This window comes from Lacinutrix sp. MedPE-SW (assembly GCF_001874145.1).
In the GTDB taxonomy this organism is placed as follows: domain Bacteria; phylum Bacteroidota; class Bacteroidia; order Flavobacteriales; family Flavobacteriaceae; genus Lacinutrix.
In genome coordinates this window covers 253,113-272,210 of sequence record NZ_MPCX01000002.1, presented here as the reverse complement: position 1 = coordinate 272,210, position 19,098 = coordinate 253,113, and the positions used below count along the sequence as shown (strand labels likewise).

At 30.5% G+C, this 19,098-nt stretch carries 19 protein-coding genes; 14 read left to right on the top strand and 5 right to left on the bottom strand.

Annotation, left to right across the window (positions count from 1 at the left end; translation table 11 throughout):
- The first annotated feature begins 73 nt into the window (after window positions 1-73).
- From BM549_RS03505 to BM549_RS03465, 9 genes are all read left to right on the top strand, one after another.
- Window positions 74-1,312: a hypothetical protein gene (locus BM549_RS03505; RefSeq protein ID WP_290468988.1), complete on the top strand. Its 1,239-nt coding sequence runs from the start codon at window positions 74-76 to the stop codon at window positions 1,310-1,312.
- 3 nt (window positions 1,313-1,315) lie between these two features.
- Complete coding sequence (locus BM549_RS03500) at window positions 1,316-2,530, top strand: aminotransferase class V-fold PLP-dependent enzyme (protein WP_290468987.1); 1,215 nt, start codon at window positions 1,316-1,318, stop codon at window positions 2,528-2,530.
- Window positions 2,531-2,582: 52 nt separating this feature from the next.
- A complete protein-coding gene (locus BM549_RS03495) occupies window positions 2,583-3,395 on the top strand; it encodes an META domain-containing protein (RefSeq protein WP_290468986.1) in 813 nt (270 codons plus the stop codon).
- Between the two features lie 39 nt (window positions 3,396-3,434).
- On the top strand, window positions 3,435-3,860 hold the full coding sequence (locus tag BM549_RS03490) for a SufE family protein (protein ID WP_013869802.1): 426 nt from the start codon (window positions 3,435-3,437) through the stop codon (window positions 3,858-3,860).
- Window positions 3,861-3,900: 40 nt separating this feature from the next.
- A complete protein-coding gene (locus tag BM549_RS03485) occupies window positions 3,901-4,227 on the top strand; it encodes an SUF system Fe-S cluster assembly protein (protein ID WP_013869801.1) in 327 nt (108 codons plus the stop codon).
- A gap of 10 nt (window positions 4,228-4,237) precedes the next feature.
- Entirely contained in the window at window positions 4,238-6,073 is a 1,836-nt protein-coding gene (locus BM549_RS03480) for an ABC transporter ATP-binding protein (protein WP_290468985.1), read from the top strand.
- A gap of 17 nt (window positions 6,074-6,090) precedes the next feature.
- Complete coding sequence (locus BM549_RS03475) at window positions 6,091-6,594, top strand: DUF2480 family protein (RefSeq protein ID WP_290468984.1); 504 nt, start codon at window positions 6,091-6,093, stop codon at window positions 6,592-6,594.
- Between the two features lie 112 nt (window positions 6,595-6,706).
- The gene (locus tag BM549_RS03470; RefSeq protein WP_290468983.1) at window positions 6,707-7,651 is read left to right on the top strand and encodes a DUF3078 domain-containing protein; all 945 of its coding nucleotides are present in this window, start codon (window positions 6,707-6,709) and stop codon (window positions 7,649-7,651) included.
- Between the two features lie 82 nt (window positions 7,652-7,733).
- The gene (locus BM549_RS03465; RefSeq protein WP_290468982.1) at window positions 7,734-8,228 is read left to right on the top strand and encodes a DUF6265 family protein; all 495 of its coding nucleotides are present in this window, start codon (window positions 7,734-7,736) and stop codon (window positions 8,226-8,228) included.
- Window positions 8,229-8,246: 18 nt separating this feature from the next.
- Here the strand turns inward: BM549_RS03465 and BM549_RS03460 are convergent, their stop codons facing one another.
- Together BM549_RS03460 and hflX are read right to left on the bottom strand one after the other, a co-directional pair.
- Window positions 8,247-10,508, bottom strand: coding sequence for a transglycosylase domain-containing protein (locus BM549_RS03460; RefSeq protein ID WP_290468981.1), 2,262 nt, complete (start codon window positions 10,506-10,508; stop codon window positions 8,247-8,249).
- Window positions 10,509-10,716: 208 nt separating this feature from the next.
- Window positions 10,717-11,946 (bottom strand): GTPase HflX, encoded by a 1,230-nt coding sequence (hflX, locus tag BM549_RS03455; RefSeq protein ID WP_013869795.1) that lies wholly within the window; start codon window positions 11,944-11,946, stop codon window positions 10,717-10,719.
- An 80-nt stretch (window positions 11,947-12,026) separates the two neighbouring features.
- On the opposite strand from hflX, the gene BM549_RS03450 reads away from it, so the two are divergent.
- Window positions 12,027-12,992: an endonuclease/exonuclease/phosphatase family protein gene (locus BM549_RS03450; protein ID WP_290468980.1), complete on the top strand. Its 966-nt coding sequence runs from the start codon at window positions 12,027-12,029 to the stop codon at window positions 12,990-12,992.
- A 46-nt stretch (window positions 12,993-13,038) separates the two neighbouring features.
- On the opposite strand, the gene BM549_RS03445 is transcribed toward BM549_RS03450, so the two are convergent.
- The gene (locus tag BM549_RS03445; protein WP_013869793.1) at window positions 13,039-13,374 is read right to left on the bottom strand and encodes a single-stranded DNA-binding protein; all 336 of its coding nucleotides are present in this window, start codon (window positions 13,372-13,374) and stop codon (window positions 13,039-13,041) included.
- A gap of 200 nt (window positions 13,375-13,574) precedes the next feature.
- Here BM549_RS03445 and BM549_RS03440 point away from each other — a divergent pair, with 200 nt between their 5' ends.
- From BM549_RS03440 to BM549_RS03425, 4 genes are read left to right on the top strand one after another with little or no spacing between them, the layout of a single operon-like run.
- Complete coding sequence (locus BM549_RS03440; protein WP_013869792.1) at window positions 13,575-14,126, top strand: GNAT family N-acetyltransferase; 552 nt, start codon at window positions 13,575-13,577, stop codon at window positions 14,124-14,126.
- Complete coding sequence (locus BM549_RS03435; RefSeq protein WP_013869791.1) at window positions 14,107-14,454, top strand: hypothetical protein; 348 nt, start codon at window positions 14,107-14,109, stop codon at window positions 14,452-14,454. Before BM549_RS03440 ends, BM549_RS03435 begins: the two co-directional genes overlap by 20 nt.
- A 3-nt stretch (window positions 14,455-14,457) precedes the next feature.
- A complete protein-coding gene (locus BM549_RS03430; RefSeq protein ID WP_290468979.1) occupies window positions 14,458-15,573 on the top strand; it encodes a DUF2891 domain-containing protein in 1,116 nt (371 codons plus the stop codon).
- A 49-nt stretch (window positions 15,574-15,622) separates the two neighbouring features.
- The gene (locus BM549_RS03425) at window positions 15,623-16,312 is read left to right on the top strand and encodes a hypothetical protein (RefSeq protein ID WP_290468978.1); all 690 of its coding nucleotides are present in this window, start codon (window positions 15,623-15,625) and stop codon (window positions 16,310-16,312) included.
- A 1-nt stretch (window position 16,313) separates the two neighbouring features.
- On the opposite strand, the gene BM549_RS03420 is transcribed toward BM549_RS03425, so the two are convergent.
- Entirely contained in the window at window positions 16,314-16,787 is a 474-nt protein-coding gene (locus BM549_RS03420) for a CBS domain-containing protein (protein ID WP_290468977.1), read from the bottom strand.
- Window positions 16,788-16,944: 157 nt separating this feature from the next.
- A complete protein-coding gene (locus tag BM549_RS03415) occupies window positions 16,945-19,026 on the bottom strand; it encodes a M13 family metallopeptidase (RefSeq protein ID WP_290468976.1) in 2,082 nt (693 codons plus the stop codon).
- Between the last annotated feature and the right edge of the window lie 72 nt (window positions 19,027-19,098).

The following is a 19,098-nucleotide window of genomic DNA, read 5'->3' as shown; positions in this document are numbered from 1 at the left end:
CATATTTACTCATTAATGCTTTTAAAATGATTAATTTGTTATAGTTTTAAATTATAATTTAAAACCAGCTATTATGAAAAAAGTACAGTTACTTTATTTTATTCTAATTCCATTTTTATTAATAGCACAAGACAGTATTCCTTCAATAAAATTCGAAGCTTTAAAAACCAATTATAAAGATTTTATAATTATTGATAATGAAATTTATTCAATTACAAAAGGTGATAGTTTAGTTATTTGGGATATTAAAACAAACACGATAAATGGAATAAAATCAAATATTAATACAATTGCAAAGTCACATAAAAACAGATTAGTAGCTACTACAACAAAAGGTCAAGTTCTTGAATTTATAAATGACAATAATTGGAAACAAAAAGACACTTTTAAAGGAGAAGCGTTTTCAACTTTTATTACTTCGAAAAATAAAACATTAATACTATCCAATAGAGGAATTTATTTAGACAAAAAACTATTTTATCCAAAAGGAAGAAATAGAATATATAATTCTAGACACAGAAGTACTGATACCATAACTAAATACTTAAGAAAACCTAGTCTTTCATATTTAGATAAAGAAAATAGACTTTGGTTAACATACGACAGAGGCGAATTTGGTCAATACACATGGTTTTTTGACATTAATAAAAAAACATTTTTTGAAGAAGAATATTTAGATATTAATTCTCATTTAACTTATAAAGAGGAAAAGAAATGGAACAAAGAGCATGACTATAAAAAAGCAGTTATTGATACTTTTCCAACCAAAATTAAACTAATACATAACGAGTTGATTTATAAATTCCCTGCACAAATACCAATACATAATGGAGTTAAAGGTATAGCTGAAGATAAAAATGGAAAAATTTTCATCTCCCAAAGCACGCATCACTTTTTTATTAGCGGAGGCATATCAATTTATTCTAAAACAAAATTTTTAGATTTTTACAACAGTATATCAATAGATTATATTTTAGAACACACTGAAAGAGAAATAGTTAGAAACAATAAAAAGGTAACAGTTAAAAAATTAGTTGAATACTTAGGACCAGTAACCTATAACCCATATAATGATTCAATGTATTATTATTCTAACAAAGGTTTTTTCAAGATAATTGAAAAAGGTAAAAAGTTTTCAAAAGAATTAATTTTTAAACCAATATTATTCTGGAAAGGTGGCTTGCCTCATTCAGTTGGTTCACAAATGGCAGTTAAAAAATTTGAGTTTATAGATGAAAAACGTTTCGTATTTTTGACAAACTTAAATGGTCTTGGTTATTATAATGGTCATAAAATAAAATATTACAGATAACAGATGTTAGACATAGATAAAATAAGAAAAGATTTTCCAATACTTAACCGCAAAGTAAACGGCAAACCTTTGGTGTATTTTGATAACGCAGCAACATCGCAAACACCACAACAGGTTATAGATGTTATTGTAGATTACTACAGTAATTATAATGCAAATATACATAGAGGCGTTCATGCATTAAGCCAAGAAGCTACAGATAAATACGAGGCTGCTAGACTAACCATACAAAACCATTTTAACGCAAAACATGCTTACGAGATTATATATACTTCAGGAACAACAGAAAGTATAAATCTAGTAGCACATGGTTTTGCTGCATTACTTAATAAAAGTGATGAGGTTATAGTTTCTGCATTAGAGCATCACAGTAACATTGTACCTTGGCAAATGTTATGTGAAAAAACAGGAGCTACTTTAAAAGTCATACCTATGAACCAAGAAGGTGAATTAGATATGGTTGTTTATGCTCAATTACTTTCTAATAAAACAAAACTGGTATTTGTAAACCATATATCAAATGCATTAGGGACTATAAACCCTATAGAATCTATTATAAAACAAGCGCATAATGTTGGCGCAGCTGTATTAATAGATGGCGCACAAGCTTGTCCGCATGTAAAACCAGATGTTCAAGCATTAAACGTAGATTTTTATGTAACATCTGCACACAAAATGTGTGGACCAACAGGCGTTGGAATGTTATATGGAAAACAAGAATGGTTAGAAAAACTTCCTCCATATCAAGGTGGTGGCGAAATGATAGATCAAGTATCTTTCGAAAAAACAACTTACGCAGGATTACCTCATAAATTTGAAGCAGGAACACCAAATATTTGTGGCGGTATTGCTTTTGGTGCAGCCATAGATTATATGAATACTGTAGGTTTTGAAACTATAGCTAATTACGAAAACGAATTATTAAAATACGGTACAGAAAAACTATTAGAAATAGACGGTTTAAAAATTTATGGTACTGCCAAAAATAAAACATCTGTTATTTCTTTTAATTTAGATGGTATTCATCCTTACGATGTTGGTACATTATTAGACAAAATGGGAATCGCTGTTAGAACAGGTCACCATTGCGCTCAACCAATAATGGATTACTTTAAAATCCCAGGAACTATTCGTGCATCATTCGCATTTTATAATACAAAACAAGAGATTGATGCTTTAGTAGAAGGCATAAAAAAAGCAAAAATGATGTTATCGTAAAACTTTGGCTTCTTTTTTGTAATATTATATCACAACAAACAACTATTACAAAATGAAAACAATTACAATGCTTTTTTTTACTGTTATTTTAAACGCTTGTGGCGCCAATCAAGCAGCTTCAAATCTTACAAACGATAATAATACTACTTCTCAAAATACACCAAGTGGTGAGTTTTTTATTTCATCTATTGATACTAATAATATTGATCAAAAACTTACACTTAATTTTGATAGCAAAAGTAATATAGTATCAGGTTTTTCTGGATGTAATAATTTTTCTGGAAGCTTTTCAACACTAAATAATACCATTGAGTTCAGTAAACTTGCATCTACAAAAAAAATGTGTGCAGATAATGCTGTAAATTCTATTGAAAGACAATTACTAAATCATTTAAGTAAAGCTAATAGTTATAAAATTGAAAAGGGAAAGTTAACGCTAAGCTATAATGATAGTACATTACTAACTGCAACAAATACTATAAATCAAAAAGTTTCTCAAGAGACTTTTAAAATTGAATATAAAACACAGTCTAGAGGAAGTTTTAATAAAATTGTACTAGATAACAAAGCGGTAAGTATTCAAAAAGGTCATGGCGCAGAACCAGTTGCTAAAGTTTGTTCTAACGAAAATTGGTCGACAGCTAAAAACTTAGTTGAGAATTTAAACCTTAAAGCACTTTCAAACTTACAGCCACCAACAAAAGCACATCAATACGATGGTGCAGCCATGGCAAATTTTTCTATAACCAAAAACGGAGAAACATTTAATGTTCCGGTTTTTGATGCTGGAAAACCAAATAAAGAAATAGAGCCTTTAGTCACTTTACTTTTAAAGATTGCAAACCAAAGTGAAGAAAAGAATTAAAGATTTGCGTAATTTTGCAATAGAAAATTAAAATTAAAAATGCAAAGTATTCAAGAAATACAAGACGAAATAATAGACGAGTTTTCAATGTTTGAAGATTGGGAAGAACGCTATCAATACATGATAGATTTAGGTAAAGAATTACCACTTATAGACGACCAATTTAAAACCGATAATAATATTATAAAAGGCTGCCAAAGTAAGGTTTGGGTTCATGCAGAAATGAACGACGATAAAGTTGCTTTTACAGCAGATAGTGATGCTATAATTACAAAAGGTATAATTGCTATTTTAATTAGAGCATTCTCTAACCAGCACCCAAAAGATATAATTGATGCTAATACAGATTTTATAGATAAAATTGGTTTAAAAGAACATTTATCGCCAACAAGAGCAAATGGTTTAGTAAGCATGATTAAGCAACTTAAAATGTATGCTATTGCCTACCAAACGCAATTAAAATAATACCTTTCTTTTTTAAAAAGAAAAACAAAATATATTTTCCATGAGCGAAACAACAATAGACACTACAGAATTAGGCGAAAAAATAGTAGCTGTATTAAAAACAATTTACGATCCAGAAATTCCTGTTGATATATATGAATTAGGATTAATTTACGACGTTTTTGTAAATGAAGACTACGACGTTAAAATTTTAATGACTTTAACAACTCCTAATTGTCCTGTAGCCGAAACATTGCCTTTAGAGGTTGAAGAAAAAGTAAAATCTCTTAAAGCAGTTAAAGATGCCGAAGTAGAAATTACTTTCGATCCGCCTTGGACTCAAGACTTAATGAGTGAAGAAGCTAAGCTGGAACTTGGTATGTTATAAATACTATTGAATGCCAAGACGTAAACTAACATCACTTAAAGACAATAAAAAAACCAGTTTAAAACAGTCTTTTAGTGCACTGGTTTTCATTCCTAGGTTTTTTAAAGAAATTTGGAAAACCAATAAAAAACTGTTTTTACTTTCTGCTTTTTGTAGGCTTGTTGGTGCAGTTTTACCTGTAGTAATACTTTGGATTGGTAAAATAATTATAGATGAAATTATTTTACAAACTAAAGCAGATGTTTCAGATTTAACACAACTCTGGACCTATGTTGCCATAGAGTTTGGGTTAATAATACTTTCAGATTTAATAAGTAGAGCCATATCATTAACAGATGGTTTATTAGGCGATTCTTATTCTATAGGTTCTTCTGTAAGAATCATAAAAAAAACAAATCAAATAAACATAAGTCTGTTAGAAAACTCAGAGTTTTATGATAAATTAGAGCGCGCCAGAACACAAACAACTGGCCGCGTTGGATTAATGTCTAACGCTTTAGGAGAAGTACAAAGCCTTATATCTATACTAACTTTAGTTGCCGGTTTAGTTTATTTTGAACCTTACTTAATTATCCTTTTAGTATTAAGCATTATACCATCGTTTATAAACGAAATTTGGTTTAGCCAACAGCAATACTCTTTAGCTAGAGGTTGGACTGCAGAGCGCAGAGAACTCGATTATTTGCGTTTTATTGGTGCTAACGATAAAACAGCAAAAGAAATAAAACTTTTTGGGCTAACAGATTTTGTGGTTAACAGGTTTAAAAACCTTTCTCATGAGTATTATGATTTAAATAAAAAGCTAGCAGTAAAACGATCAGCTTTAGGCTTCCTATTTAATGTTTTAGGTACATTAAGCTATTATGGCGCTTATGTATTTATAATTTACAGAGTAATTTCTGGAGCCATTACTTTAGGTGAACTAACTTTTCTCTCAGGATCGTTTAACAGGCTTACTAAAAATTTACAAGACTTCTTCTCAAAATTTACTAGAATTACAGAAAGTGCCTTGTACTTAAAAGATTATTTCGATTTTTTAGACATTTCTATAGAACCTAACCATAAGGAAGACACGCCACTTCCTAAAACCATTAAAAAAGGATTCGAATTTAAAAACGTTCGTTTTGCTTATCCAGGATCCGATAATGAAATATTAAAAGGCATTAGTTTTACCATGAAAGCTGGCGAAAAGCTTGCTTTTGTAGGACAAAATGGAGCAGGAAAAACAACCTTAACCAAACTTATATTACGGTTTTACGAGCCAACATCTGGTGAAATATTACTAGATGGCATTAATATTAATAGGTTTAATAAAGCAAACTATCAAGAATATTTTGGCGTTATTTTTCAAGATTTCTTTAAATACGAATTTACCGTTAAAGAAAACATTGCCATTGGCGATATAGAAGAAATAGATAACCAAATTAAAATTGAAAACGCAGCACAATTAAGTTTAGCTAACGAAGTCGTGCAAGATTTAAAGTTTGGTTATAACCAACAGCTAGGAAAACGTTTTGCTAAAGGACAAGAACTCTCTGGAGGTCAATGGCAAAAAGTAGCATTAGCAAGAGCTTACATGAAAGATGCAAAGGTTATGATATTAGATGAGCCAACCTCAGCATTAGACGCCAAAGCAGAAAGTGAAGTTTTTGAGCGTTTTATTGGCTTAACACAAGGAAAAACAAGTATTATTATTTCTCATAGATTTAGTACCGTTAGGCAAGCAGATAGAATTTTAGTTTTAGAAGAAGGTCGTGTTTTAGAAATAGGAACACATGAAGAGTTAATGGAAAACAAATTATTATATGCCGATTTATTTACACTACAGGCAGAAGGATACCAATAAATATTTAAATTTGTATTATGGCAGAAGAAATTATAAATCGCGTTGCAAATAGTAAATTAGTTGTTTTTGATCTTGAGGATTTTTATCCTGAAGGAAAACGTGTCGTTTTTGATATTAAAGACTGGTTGTACGAAGGTTTTGTTTTACGTGAGAAAGACTTCCGCGAAAGCGTAAAAAACTATAATTGGTCACAACATGAAAACCAATACGTTGCACTTACCTGCTCTACCGATGCTATTGTACCAGCTTGGGCATTTATGTTAATTACGTTACAGCTTCAACCATATACTAAAAAAACAGTTTTAGGGAGTTTAGAAGCGTTAGAAACAGAAATATATCAAGAAATAATCGCTAATTTAGACACTAGTACTTACAAAGATAAACCTGTTATTATAAAAGGATGCTCTAAAAAGCCAGTACCAAATAGTGCATTAATTATGTTAAGTAACAAATTAAAGCCAGTAGTAAAATCTATATTATTTGGTGAAGCCTGTTCTTCTGTGCCACTTTATAAGCGCTAATAATCGTTTAAAAAGCACACTTAATCTATATTTTATACTAAATAGCTACAGTAATTTTAGCTATTATTTCTATTTCTACTACTTTTACAACATAAAATTTTTAAGATTTAAAATGAAAAAACTTTTATTATTACTAGCGTTATCAATTGGAACATTTACAATTAACGCACAGACTAAAGAAGAGCTTCAAGCTCAAAAAGCAGAAAAACAAGCCGAAGCAGATAAATTTCAAGCTGAAGCAAATGCATTACAAGCTCAAATAGACGCACTTCCAGGATGGAGAAAAGGTCTTTTTGGTACTATAGGTGGAACCATTTCTAACTTTAGCAATTGGTATGCTCAAGGTACACCAGATAACTCTTCTGGTAACATTGGTGTTTCTATTAATGGTTTTGCTAATTTAATTGAAGAAAAGTTTTTCTGGAGAAACGCGTTAACAACTAATTTAAACTGGGTTAAGTTAGATGATAAAAACGATCCAACTGATGATGATAGTTTTAACCCAACTACAGATGTTTTTAACATTTCTTCTTTATACGGAAGAAACCTTACTAAAAACTTTGCTGTTTCTGGTTTAGCAGAATACAGAACTACTTTACTAGACAACTTTAATGATCCAGGATACTTAGATGTTGGTGTTGGTGGTACTTGGACACCTTTAGAAAACTTAATAGTTGTTGTGCACCCATTAAACTACAATTTTGTATTTGCTGATGGTGATTCTGTTTTTGAATCGTCTTTAGGTGCTAAAATTGTTGCAGATTACACAAGACAAATTGGAGCTGTTAGCTTTAAATCTAACTTATCTACTTTTCAAAGCTATAAAAGTGGAGATTTATCTAACATAACTTGGACAAACTCTTTTAGCTACACATTATGGAAAATGATTGGTGTTGGTTTCGATTTTGGTTTAAGAAGCAACAAACAAGAAGCGCTTAACTATGCTTTAGGGCAACACGATCCTTTAGCTACACCGCTTCAAGCAATTCCTACATTTGATAATGTAGATAACAAATTACAATCTTACTGGTTAATAGGTTTAAGCTATAACCTATAAACCTTTAAAATACTTAAATATAAAACGCGTTTCTTTTTAGAGACGCGTTTTTTTGTACCTTACTGTTTTATAGGCGTTTAAAATGAAAAAATTATCGCTACTATGTTTAATTCTAGTTTTTATTTCTTGTAAAAAAGAAGAAAAACAAGCAGAAATATCAAAAAAGAATTACGAAAAAATTGAACAACTACAATGGTTAGTTGGAAGTTGGACAAATATTACTGAAGAAAAACAATCTTTTGAAAATTGGCACAAAACAAACGATAGTACTTTAAAAGCGCACAGCTATACTATTGTAGAAAACGATACCGTTTTTGCCGAGCGTGTAACACTACAACAAGTTGATAACGCTGTAACATTTACAGTTGTAGCGTATAACCAAAATGATAACAAACCTGTAACTTTTAGGCTGAAACCTACTAATAATGGTGTTTTTACTTTCGAGAATTTAAAACATGATTTTCCTTCAAAAATATCTTACTCAAATCCTGTAAAAGATTCTATACATGCTTGGATTGAAGGTAAAATGGATAAAGAACCTATAACCGTAGATTTTTATTACAAAAGAGCGAAATAAAGTTTATAAATAATAAAATTAATCTCTTTTATTAAATTTTCGTTCGTTTTTCTTTTTACCAAATAAACGTTTTAAGAAACCATCACGTTTTTCATCTTCACAGTTTAAAGCATCAATAACATCTGGTGAAGGATTTTCAAAATTACTTTTTGTTATTGAATTATAATTTGAATCTAAATTTAATTTCTGATAAAATTTAGCAAAAATTGGCAATGCTGAATTTGCACCTTGCCCTAATCCTGTGGTTTTAAAACCAATATTATAATTATCGTTACCAACCCAATTTACAGTAATCAAATTTGGTGTTATACCTACAAACCAACCATCTTTATTATCTTGAGTAGTTCCTGTTTTACCTGCAATATTATTTTTTAAGTTATATGTGGAACGAAGTCTTGCTGCTGTTCCTGAGTTTACAGTAGATTTCATTATTTGTAACATAACTTGCCTTGTATTATCACTATAAGCTTTTGTTGTGTTTTCTTCTGGTTTAAAAGACACAATTTCTACTCCGTTTTTATCTTCAATTTTAGTAATAAAATAAGGCTTAACCGGTTTACTATTGTTTACATAACTGGCATAAGCGCCGGCAAGTTCTTTTATATTAATTTCTGCTACACCCAAAGCTAAAGATGGTTCTTTAGGTAAGTCTTTTGTAATACCTAATTTTTTAGCTTGCTGCAAAACATTATCTATTCCTACTTCATTTAAAACCTTAACTGCAATGGTATTCATAGACTGGCTTAAGGCAGTTTCTAAGTTGTAGTTAATATGTGGATCTTCGGCTTTACTTCCAGAATTGGTTGGTGTCCAGTTTTTATAATCTGTATAAGTAATGGCTTTTGGCGAAAAATAAGTACACGGTTTCATACCGTTTTCTATAGCTGCAGTGTATACAAATGGCTTAAAGGTTGAACCTACTTGACGTTCACTTTGCGACACATGATCGTATTTAAAAAATCTATAATCTGTACCACCAACATAGGTTCTTACTGCTCCAGTTTTAGGGTCTAAAGCAATCATACCTGTATTTAAAAATTTTAAATAATGTTGTAAACTATCTATTGTAGATACTTGTTTTTTTGTAACACCATCCCAACTAAATAATTCTACTTCATGTTTTACAGAAAGTGAGTCTATAATTTGATTTTTTTCTAAACCTAATGCTTCATATTTTTTATATTCTGGCAACGTTTTTAAAGCGCTCTCAATTATTGTTTTATTTGTTTTCCAAGGTGCATTATTACCGTATGAAGCTTCGTAAGCTTTTTGCAGTTTTGTTAAGTGAGATTGCATAGCTTCTTCCGCATACTTTTGCATTTGTTGGTCTAATGTTGTGTGCACTATTAAACCATCGTTATACAAATCGTAAGGTTCGCCATTTGGCTTTTTATAATTGGCTAAAATTATGCTTAATTCTTTTTTTAATTGTGCTCTAAAATAAGGTGCTAAACCTAAATCGTGATTAAAAGACTGATAGTCTAAAATTAAAGAATCTTGCTTTGCTTTGTTTAATTCTGCTTCTTTTAAAAAATTGTATTTAAACATTTGATGTAGTACTACATCACGCCGTTTTTGGCTATTTTCTAAATTTCGCCTGGGATTATAATAGCTGTTTGCTTTTAAACTACCTACTAATGTTGCCGCTTGCGACACTGTTAAATTACTTGTAGATACATTAAAAAATTTGCGCGATGCGCTTTCTATTCCATATGTGTTGTCTGGAAATGGTACAGTATTAAGATACAGTGTAAGTATTTCTTTTTTAGAGTAAATTTCTTCTATTCGTTTTGCAACAATAGATTCTTTTATTTTATTAATTACTGTACTAAATACAAAGTGATTATCTCTTCCAAATAGATTTTTTGCTAATTGTAAAGTTATTGTACTACCGCCACCTGAGGATTGGTCTTGAAATAATATTGTTTTAAAAAATACGCGTAATAAACTAACATTATCTACACCATCATGCTCATAAAATCTTACATCTTCTGTTGCTATTAAGGCATTTAGAAGGTGTTTAGGGAATTCTTGGTATGTTAGTGGCTGCCTATCGTAAATATAATATTTACCAATAAGTGTGCTGTCTTTATCTAAAACTTGGGTTGCTTCGGCTTGCTTTAAATTTGTTAGCGCTGCTGTATTTGGTAATTTTCCAAAGGCTCCAAAATAGATGCTTAGGTAAAAAATAATAGCTAAAATTAAGGCTATTACACCTGCTGCTAAGCATTTTTTTACCCATTTATTTTTTAGTACTGAATTTATTTTTTGTTTTATCATGAATATTTATAACGTGAAAATATCTTGCTTTATTTAGATACGGTATTATATATAATGTTGGTTCTAATTATATTAAAAAAAGCACTTCTAATAAAAGAAGTGCTTTTTTTGCGTTAAGGATAGTAGTGGCATCCTTTTTTTTGCTGCCATATATGGCAAAAAAAAGATATAACGTATAGCCTGACCTTTAGGTAACGCCCTTATTAATTTATTCTTCTTCTCCCATGTTTTCATAATCGTAATCTGGATATAGAAAATGATTATATGGGAAACGTGTAATGTGTATTTGTCTTACCTCATCGTAAACACGTTTTTTAAAGTCTTCTAAGTTTTTCTTGTTTAATGCCGAAATAAATAATGCATTATCCTCACCAACTCGATTCATCCAAGTTCTTTTCCACTCGGCAAGACTGTAATGTTCTTCGGTTCTTTCTGCAATTAAATCGGTTTCATCGTATGGTTTGGCTTGATAAGCATCAATTTTATTAAAAACCATTATTGTTGGCTTATTGCTACTATCTATTTCACCAAGAATTTTGTTTACAGATGCTATATGGTCTTCAAAATTAGGGTGAGAAATATCTACAACATGTAGTAATAAATCTGCCTCACGAACCTCGTCTAATGTACTTTTAAAACTCTCTACTAATTGCGTAGGTAGTTTACGTATAAAACCTACTGTATCGCTTAATAAAAATGGTAGGTTTTGTATTACTACTTTTCTAACTGTAGTATCTAAAGTTGCAAAAAGCTTGTTTTCTGCAAATACTTTACTTTTACTAATGGTATTCATTAAGGTAGATTTACCTACGTTGGTATACCCAACTAAAGCGACACGAACCATTTTACCTCGATTACCGCGTTGCACAGACATTTGTTTGTCTATTGTTTTAATTTTTGCTTTTAATAATGCAATACGGTCACGAACTATACGTCTATCTGTTTCAATTTCTGTTTCTCCAGGTCCACGCATACCTATACCACCTTTTTGTCTTTCAAGGTGTGTCCACATTCCTTTTAGTCGCGGTAATAAATATTCAAATTGTGCTAATTCTACTTGTGTTCTTGCCGCACTGGTTTGTGCTCGTTGTGCAAAAATATCTAATATTAAATTTGTTCTGTCTAATACTTTACAGTTTAATATTTTAGAGATATTACGTTCTTGAGCTGCAGACAACTCATCATCAAAAATTGCAGTACTAATATTATTAGCTTCAATATACTGGCGAACATCTTCCATTTTTCCTGTACCAATAAAGGTTTTAGGATTAGGCATATCCATTTTTTGTGTAAAACGCTTTTTTACATCTCCACCGGCTGTGTAAGTTAAAAACTCCAACTCATCTAAATATTCTTTAGAGCGTTCTTCGTCCTGATCTTTAGTAATAATTCCTATTAGAACAGCACTTTCTAATTCTACATCTTTCTTTTCTAACATAAATTTATTTTAAAACACAAAGTTAATCAATTGAAAGCAGATTAAATTTGCTATTTTTAACTCTATCAAATCTAAAAAAATTGAAATTAAACTTCTTTAAATCTAAAAGAAAAAGACACTGTATCGCTTTTTATAATATTGAAAACCTATTTGATGTTTATGATGATGAATTAACACGAGACAGTGATATGACTCCTAATTCTGAAAAAAAATGGAGTATAAAACGTTACAATAATAAACTACGAAAAATTGGTTACGTTATTTCTAATATTGGAAAAAAAGATGTTAATAGACATCCTGCAATTGTTGGTTTAGCTGAAATTGAAAACGAAGCTGTTTTAAAAGATTTAGTAAACTCTAAACACCTTAAGGAATATAACTACGATTTTGTACATTATGATTCTCCAGATGAGCGAGGCATTGATGTTGCTTTACTTTACGATGAGTCTGTGTTTAAAGTTGCCTATTCTAAATCTTATACTCTAGATTTAGTAGACGATTTGGGTGTAGTAGATTTAACAAGAGATATATTATTAGTTAGTGGTTTATTTGAAGGCTTAGAGCTACATGTGCTTGTTAACCATTGGCCATCTCGACGATCTGGTGATGTGGAAACTGAATATAAACGTATGAAAGCTTCGCAAAAAGTAACCGAAATAATAACAGAATTAAAAGAAAAAAACAGTGAAGCTAAAATAATTGTAATGGGTGATTTTAACGATGATCCTTTTAGTAAAAGTATAAAATCTCTAGAGCTTAGTCATGGCTTGTTTAACCCAATGCGAACACTTTTGTCTCGAGATCGCGGTACAACTAGCCATAACCAAAGATGGAATTTATTTGATCAAGTTTTAATTACTCACAATTTTTTTGAACGTAAAAAAAATGCCTTAAGATTTGTGAATGCTAATATTTTTGATGAAGATTTTTTAAAAGAACGCGACGGCAAATATAAAGGTTCTCCTTATAGAACGTATGTTGGCAAACGCTACAAAGGTGGTTATAGTGACCATTTCCCTGTGTATTTAATACTCTCTAAAAAATAAAAAAAGGCTCACTTAAGTGAGCCTTTTTTTATTATGTTTTATATGCTTATTTATTTCCAAGCATTAATAGCTCGTTACATACAACCTCTGTTATGTAGCGTTTCATTCCATCTTTATCTTCCCAACTTCTTGTTGTAAGTTTTCCTTCTATAGCAACTTCTTTTCCTTTTGTTACATACTTCTCTATAATTTGTGCTGTTTTTCCCCAAGCAACAACATTGTGCCATTGCGTATCGGTGATTTTTTCACCATTAGCATTTTTATAGCTATCGTTTGTTGCGATAGAAAATTTAGCTAACATTTTTCCTGATTCTAAATTGATAATTTCTGGATCTTGACCTAAGTTACCAATTAACTGTACTTTGTTTTTAAGCGTGTTCATAATTTTTAATTTTTCGTGTTAAACAGTTAATACCATCGAGTTCTTATGTTTCGACACTGCAAAGATCTTGTAGAAGTAAAAAGTTATTCGGTATTTACGTATTTAATGTCGATTGTAAGCGTTTGTTGTCGTTTGTAAACGATTAATTAGTATCTTACACTACTGATTTTCAAAACACTGTTTAAACAAACACAAATAAAATGAGTACACACATAGAAACCCAAAGGCTAATTTTAAGAGAAATAAGAGCTACAGATTTAGATGGTATGTTTGAGTTGGACTCCAACCCAAATGTACATGTATACTTAGGTAAAAAACCTATTAAAACTAAAGCAGAGGCACAAGAAAATATAAATAAAATTATAAATCAATATCAAACTCGTGGTATTGGAAGATTTGCTGTTATAGAAAAAGCTTCAAATGAATTTATTGGTTGGTCTGGATTAAAATTTAATACAGGAGAGCAAGAAACATTAGGTGATAAAAGAGACTTTTACGATGTTGGCTATAGATTAATAGAACGTTTCTGGAACAAAGGTTATGCCTTTGAAACTGCAATCGCATCATTAGAATATGGATTCAACACAATGAATTTAGACACCATAGTAGGTGCTGCAGAAACAGGAAATATAGCATCTAATAAAATACTAAAAAAAATAGGCTTAAATTATATTGAGCAATTTCCTTTTGAAAACGAGATGATTAATTGGTACGAACTAAATAAAAACAATTATGCAAAAAAAATGCCCTGAATGTGGTGACAAAATTGTTGGCAGAATCGATAAAAAATTCTGTAGTGATGGCTGTCGAAATGCATTTAATAATAAAATTAATAAAGATGGAAAAAACTTAATAAGAAATATTAATAACCGTTTAAGAAAAAACTGGAGAATATTAGAAAACTTGAATCCAGAGCAAAAAACCAAAACCACAAAAACGAAACTTATAGAAAAAGGGTTCGATTTTAATTACTTTACAAGTATTTATACTACCAAAGCTGGTACTGTTTACTACTTTGTTTATGATCAAGGTTATTTACCATTAGAAAACGATTTTTTTGCTTTAGTAAAACGAAAATAACTCATGAAAAATACTCTAATATTATTATGTTTTTTAATTACAGTTTTTAGCTGTGATAAAGCAAAAAACAAACCAATAAAAACGAAACCTGTTAGTACTAAAAATATAACAACCAAAGCTATAAATTTTACAGAGGACAAAGCTAATTATCTCTATCACTTTGCCTATAATTGCATTGACCAGGAATACCCAAATAAACTAAACCAAGTAATTGGTGATGCTTCTTATTTAAAAACACCTCGAGAGTTACATCCTGCTTTTTATGGTTGTTTTGATTGGCACTCGTCTGTACATGGCCATTGGACTTTAGTAAACTTATTAATTGAGTTTCCCGAATTTAAACATAAAGAAGCCATTTTAAAAAAACTAAACGCTAATATTACTAAAGAAAACATTGAAAAAGAAGTCGCTTATTTTAACGATATACATAATAAAACTTTTGAACGTACTTACGGTTGGGCCTGGTTATTAAAACTTGCCGAAAGCTTAAACGAGTATGAAACTGAAAACGGTAAAAAAATGGCGAAAGATTTAGCGCCATTAACAAAACTTATTGAAGATAAATTTATTATTTTTTTAGAAAAACTTAATTACCCTATAAGAGTTGGAGAACATCCAAATACAGCATTTGGGATGTCTTTTGCTTTAGATTATGCAAAAAAATATAATAAAACCTTAGAAACAGTTATTAAAAAGAAAGCAAAAGATTTTTATTATACAGATGAAAATTGCCCGCTAAGTTGGGAGCCTGGTGGTTTTGACTTTTTATCTCCTTGTTTGCAAGAAGCTGCTTTAATGCTAAATGTTTTACCTGAAGAAGAATATAATATTTGGCTAAGTAAATTTATGCCTGGATTCACTACAAATCCTTCGCAGCATATATTTCCTGTTGAAGTTGTAGATAAAACCGATGGTAAAATGGCACATCTTGATGGTTTAAATTTTAGTCGTGCTTGGTGTTTATTCGAAATAGGAAAAGCACTAAATAATAATAAAATGATTGCGCTTGCAAACACACATTTTAATGCAAGTTATAATAAAATGGATTCTGGAGCTTATGCTGGCTCACATTGGTTAGCCTCATTTGCTGCTTACGCTTTAAAAGCAGGAAAAGAGTAAGTGTAACTTATTATAAAAAAACACTACATATAAATAAAACCTTAACCAAATGCACCAACTTATACTAATTGGAATAGGTATTAGCATTGTAGCTGCAATTATTTATTTAATTTACTATTATAGCGCTAGTACTATTATTTTAAGAACGCTAAAAAAACTACCATACCAGCGCGTTGGTAGTTTAAGAACGCATAGTTTTTCTAAAATTGAAGGAAAAGCTTTAAATATAGAATCGCCTTTAATTGCTCCACTAAGCAAACGTCCTTGTGTTTTTTATAAAATGAAAATTGAAAAAAAGGTAAAAAGAGGAAAGTCTTCACATTGGAAAACTTTAGTTTACGAAGAAGAAATTCAAGATTTTTTTATTGAACAAAATGGTGAACGTGTAGTTGTATTTCCTAAAAAAGTACCACAGAATTATAACGAATATTTAATTACAGATAAAACGGTACGTATTGGCACTTTTGGCACATCGAGCCCGGAGTTTATAGAGCTATTAAATGCTTATAATATAGAAGCTAAAGGCGTATTTGGTTTTACAAAAAGCTTTCGATATACTGAAGCCATTGTAGAAGTAGGAGAAAGAATTGTAGTTGCTGGAAATATTAAATGGATGGATTTAGAAAACCCTATAGCAGATTATAATTATTCTAGTATAGCCTCAATAATTGGAAATGCAAAAAGTAAAATTATTATTACAGATACTCCTGAGGCACATAAACCAAAACGTAAATTATAAACTATTTCCAGTTTTGCTGTTTTAATTGCATAGCTGCTTTTAATATGTCTTTTTGGCTTATTTGACCTACCAGTTTACCATCTTCAACTATTGGAAAACGCCTTCTTTTAGAATCTAAAAACTGTTTTGCTGCATCAAAAACATTTAAATTACCATCTATGGTTTCAACATTAGTTACCATGTGTTTTTCTATAGAATCATTTTCCATAGGCATATTATAATATCTACTATCGCTTATTTGTTTAATACAATCTCCTTCAGAAATTATACCTATTAATTCATTATTCTCGTTAACAACAGGACCACCAGAAATTTTATGCTTAATTAATGTATTAACAACATCTTCTACAGATTGTGTTGCTTTAAATGTTATTAAATCACGTGTCATAAAATCACTAACTTTAAAGTTAGATTGAATGCTATTATTGTTTTGCTGTGTGGCTTTTCTAGCTCCTTGAAAACTTTTTATTCCCATGATATAATTATTTAAGTTTTAACTAAAGTTACTTATTTTAAGGCATTTATCCTAAAAATATAGAAAATTAACAAACAACTAAATTTGTTTAAAACTTGGTTTAATAAAAAAAAGGACAACTTGATTGTTGTCCTTTTTTTTTAAAATAATTGTTTTACTACCAAATTCTCACACGATCCTCTGGTGCTATATACATTTTATCTCCTTCTTTAATATCAAATGCTTTATAAAATGCATCAATATTTAATAAAGGTTGAACAGCTCTATTCATTCCTGGTGAATGAGGATCTGTTTTAATTTTTGTTTTTAATGCGTCATCTCTCATTTTAGTTCTCCATACAGTAGCCCAACTCATAAAGAAACGTTGTTCTGGTGTGAAACCATCTATAGGTTCTGGTCTTCCGTTTTCTTTGTAACTTAATTGTAATGCATCGTAAGCTGCTAAAACACCTCCTAAATCGCCAATGTTTTCTCCTAAAGTAAATTTACCATTAATGTTTGTTTCTGGTAATACTTCTATTGCGCTGTATTGGTTAGCTAAAGCTTCTCCTAAATCCTCAAATTGTTTTAAATCTTCGTCTGTCCACCAATTGTTTAAGTTTCCGTCTTTGTCATAACGAGAACCAGAATCATCAAAACTATGCGATATTTCATGTCCAATTACAGCTCCAATTCCTCCATAATTTACAGCATCGTCTGCAGTATAATTATAAAATGGTGGTTGTAATATGGCTGCTGGAAATACGATTTCGTTATAAGCTGGATTAAAGTAGGCATTAACAATTTGTGGTGCCATAAACCATTCGCTTTTATCTACAGGCTTACCTAATTTGTCTATATTTTTTTTAAAATTCCAGGCTCTTGCATTTAAAGCGTTTTGAAGGTATGAACCTCCATCTTCTACACTTTTAATTTCTAAAGCGCTATAATCTTTCCATTTGTCTGGATATGCAATTTTAATTTTAGTTGCTTTTAATTTTTCAATAGCTTTTTTCTTAGTTTCATCGCTCATCCAATCCAAGTTATTAATTCTACCTTCGAAAGCAAGAATTACATTTTGAATCATTTTTTCGGCCTTTTCTTTTGCTTCTGGCGGGAATTTTTTATCTACATAAAGTTTTCCTAACGCTTCACCAATAGTTCTATTTAAAGAACCTAAAGCTCTTTCATCTCTAGCTCTTTGTTTTTTAGATCCGTTTAAATCTCTACCATAAAACTCCCAATTAGCAGTTTCTAAGTCTGTAGTTAAAAATCCTGCTGCACTATTAAATGTGTTCCATTTTAAATACGATTTCCAATTTTCTACATTATTTTTTGCTAATACTTCTTGTAATCTATTAAAGTATCCTAAATCACCAACAATTACTGTATCAAGATCTTTAACACCAATTCCTTCTAAAAAGTTTTTCCAATTTACAGCTGGCACCATTTTTTGTACTTGCTCAATTGATCTCGGGTTATACCTTTTACGTGCATCACGTCTATCTACTTTATCCATTTTAGCTTCTTCAAGTTGTGTTTCGAACACTAAAATTCTTTCTGCTTCTTCCTTAGCTTCTGCTTCTGTACTACCTAATTCTTGTAACATTCTTGTAATGTGCGCTACATATAATGCTCTTTTTTCTTTTGAGTCTTCATCGTCTTTTACGTAGTAATCTCTATCTGGTAAACCTGTGCTTCCTCCTCCTAAATATGCAACATTTCTGTTACTATCTTTAGGATCTGGACGTACACCAAACCCATACAATCCGCCGCCACCTTGAGGCTCCATTTCTATCATGTAGGCTTGAAGGTCTTCAATGTTTTTAATAGCGTCAATTTTTGCTAAATATGGTTTTAATGGCTCGATACCTTGTTTATCTCTACCAATAGTATCCATTATTGTTTGAAAATAATGTACTGCTTTTTCTTGATCTGATCCTGGTAAGACTTGAATTTTTTCTAAGTCTTTATTGTCTGACATTGCAGCTTTTAAAATACTTAGTGCATCTGCATCTGTATTTTTTCTTAATTCTTGAAAACTTCCCCAAGTAGATTGATCGTCTGGTATTTCATTATTCTCTAACCATTTTCCATTTACATACTTAAAGAAATCCTCATTAGGATTTACATTAGTATCCATGTAATCAAGGTTGATACCTGGTGTTACTTCTAGTTGTGCTGTTTCTTTTTTTGCATCATCTTTACATGCAAAAACACATAATAGAGCAAAAGCACCTATTGCTGTTATTTTTTTCATTGTATTGGTGTTATTTTGGTTATAAACGACTAAGTTAATTAGATATTTGTTAGCTAAAAAATAATTAACACT

What these genes read in the sequence shown, in the direction of transcription:
- BM549_RS03505 (WP_290468988.1), top strand. Translation starts at nt 74, where the DNA reads ATGAAAAAAGTACAGTTACTTTATTTTATTCTAATTCCATTTTTATTA.
- BM549_RS03500 (WP_290468987.1), top strand. Translation starts at nt 1,316, where the DNA reads ATGTTAGACATAGATAAAATAAGAAAAGATTTTCCAATACTTAACCGC.
- BM549_RS03495 (WP_290468986.1), top strand. Translation starts at nt 2,583, where the DNA reads ATGAAAACAATTACAATGCTTTTTTTTACTGTTATTTTAAACGCTTGT.
- BM549_RS03490 (WP_013869802.1), top strand. Translation starts at nt 3,435, where the DNA reads ATGCAAAGTATTCAAGAAATACAAGACGAAATAATAGACGAGTTTTCA.
- BM549_RS03485 (WP_013869801.1), top strand. Translation starts at nt 3,901, where the DNA reads ATGAGCGAAACAACAATAGACACTACAGAATTAGGCGAAAAAATAGTA.
- BM549_RS03480 (WP_290468985.1), top strand. Translation starts at nt 4,238, where the DNA reads ATGCCAAGACGTAAACTAACATCACTTAAAGACAATAAAAAAACCAGT.
- BM549_RS03475 (WP_290468984.1), top strand. Translation starts at nt 6,091, where the DNA reads ATGGCAGAAGAAATTATAAATCGCGTTGCAAATAGTAAATTAGTTGTT.
- BM549_RS03470 (WP_290468983.1), top strand. Translation starts at nt 6,707, where the DNA reads ATGAAAAAACTTTTATTATTACTAGCGTTATCAATTGGAACATTTACA.
- BM549_RS03465 (WP_290468982.1), top strand. Translation starts at nt 7,734, where the DNA reads ATGAAAAAATTATCGCTACTATGTTTAATTCTAGTTTTTATTTCTTGT.
- BM549_RS03460 (WP_290468981.1), bottom strand. Translation starts at nt 10,508, where the DNA reads ATGATAAAACAAAAAATAAATTCAGTACTAAAAAATAAATGGGTAAAA.
- hflX (WP_013869795.1), bottom strand. Translation starts at nt 11,946, where the DNA reads ATGTTAGAAAAGAAAGATGTAGAATTAGAAAGTGCTGTTCTAATAGGA.
- BM549_RS03445 (WP_013869793.1), bottom strand. Translation starts at nt 13,374, where the DNA reads ATGAACACGCTTAAAAACAAAGTACAGTTAATTGGTAACTTAGGTCAA.
- BM549_RS03440 (WP_013869792.1), top strand. Translation starts at nt 13,575, where the DNA reads ATGAGTACACACATAGAAACCCAAAGGCTAATTTTAAGAGAAATAAGA.
- BM549_RS03435 (WP_013869791.1), top strand. Translation starts at nt 14,107, where the DNA reads ATGCAAAAAAAATGCCCTGAATGTGGTGACAAAATTGTTGGCAGAATC.
- BM549_RS03430 (WP_290468979.1), top strand. Translation starts at nt 14,458, where the DNA reads ATGAAAAATACTCTAATATTATTATGTTTTTTAATTACAGTTTTTAGC.
- BM549_RS03425 (WP_290468978.1), top strand. Translation starts at nt 15,623, where the DNA reads ATGCACCAACTTATACTAATTGGAATAGGTATTAGCATTGTAGCTGCA.
- BM549_RS03420 (WP_290468977.1), bottom strand. Translation starts at nt 16,787, where the DNA reads ATGGGAATAAAAAGTTTTCAAGGAGCTAGAAAAGCCACACAGCAAAAC.
- BM549_RS03415 (WP_290468976.1), bottom strand. Translation starts at nt 19,026, where the DNA reads ATGAAAAAAATAACAGCAATAGGTGCTTTTGCTCTATTATGTGTTTTT.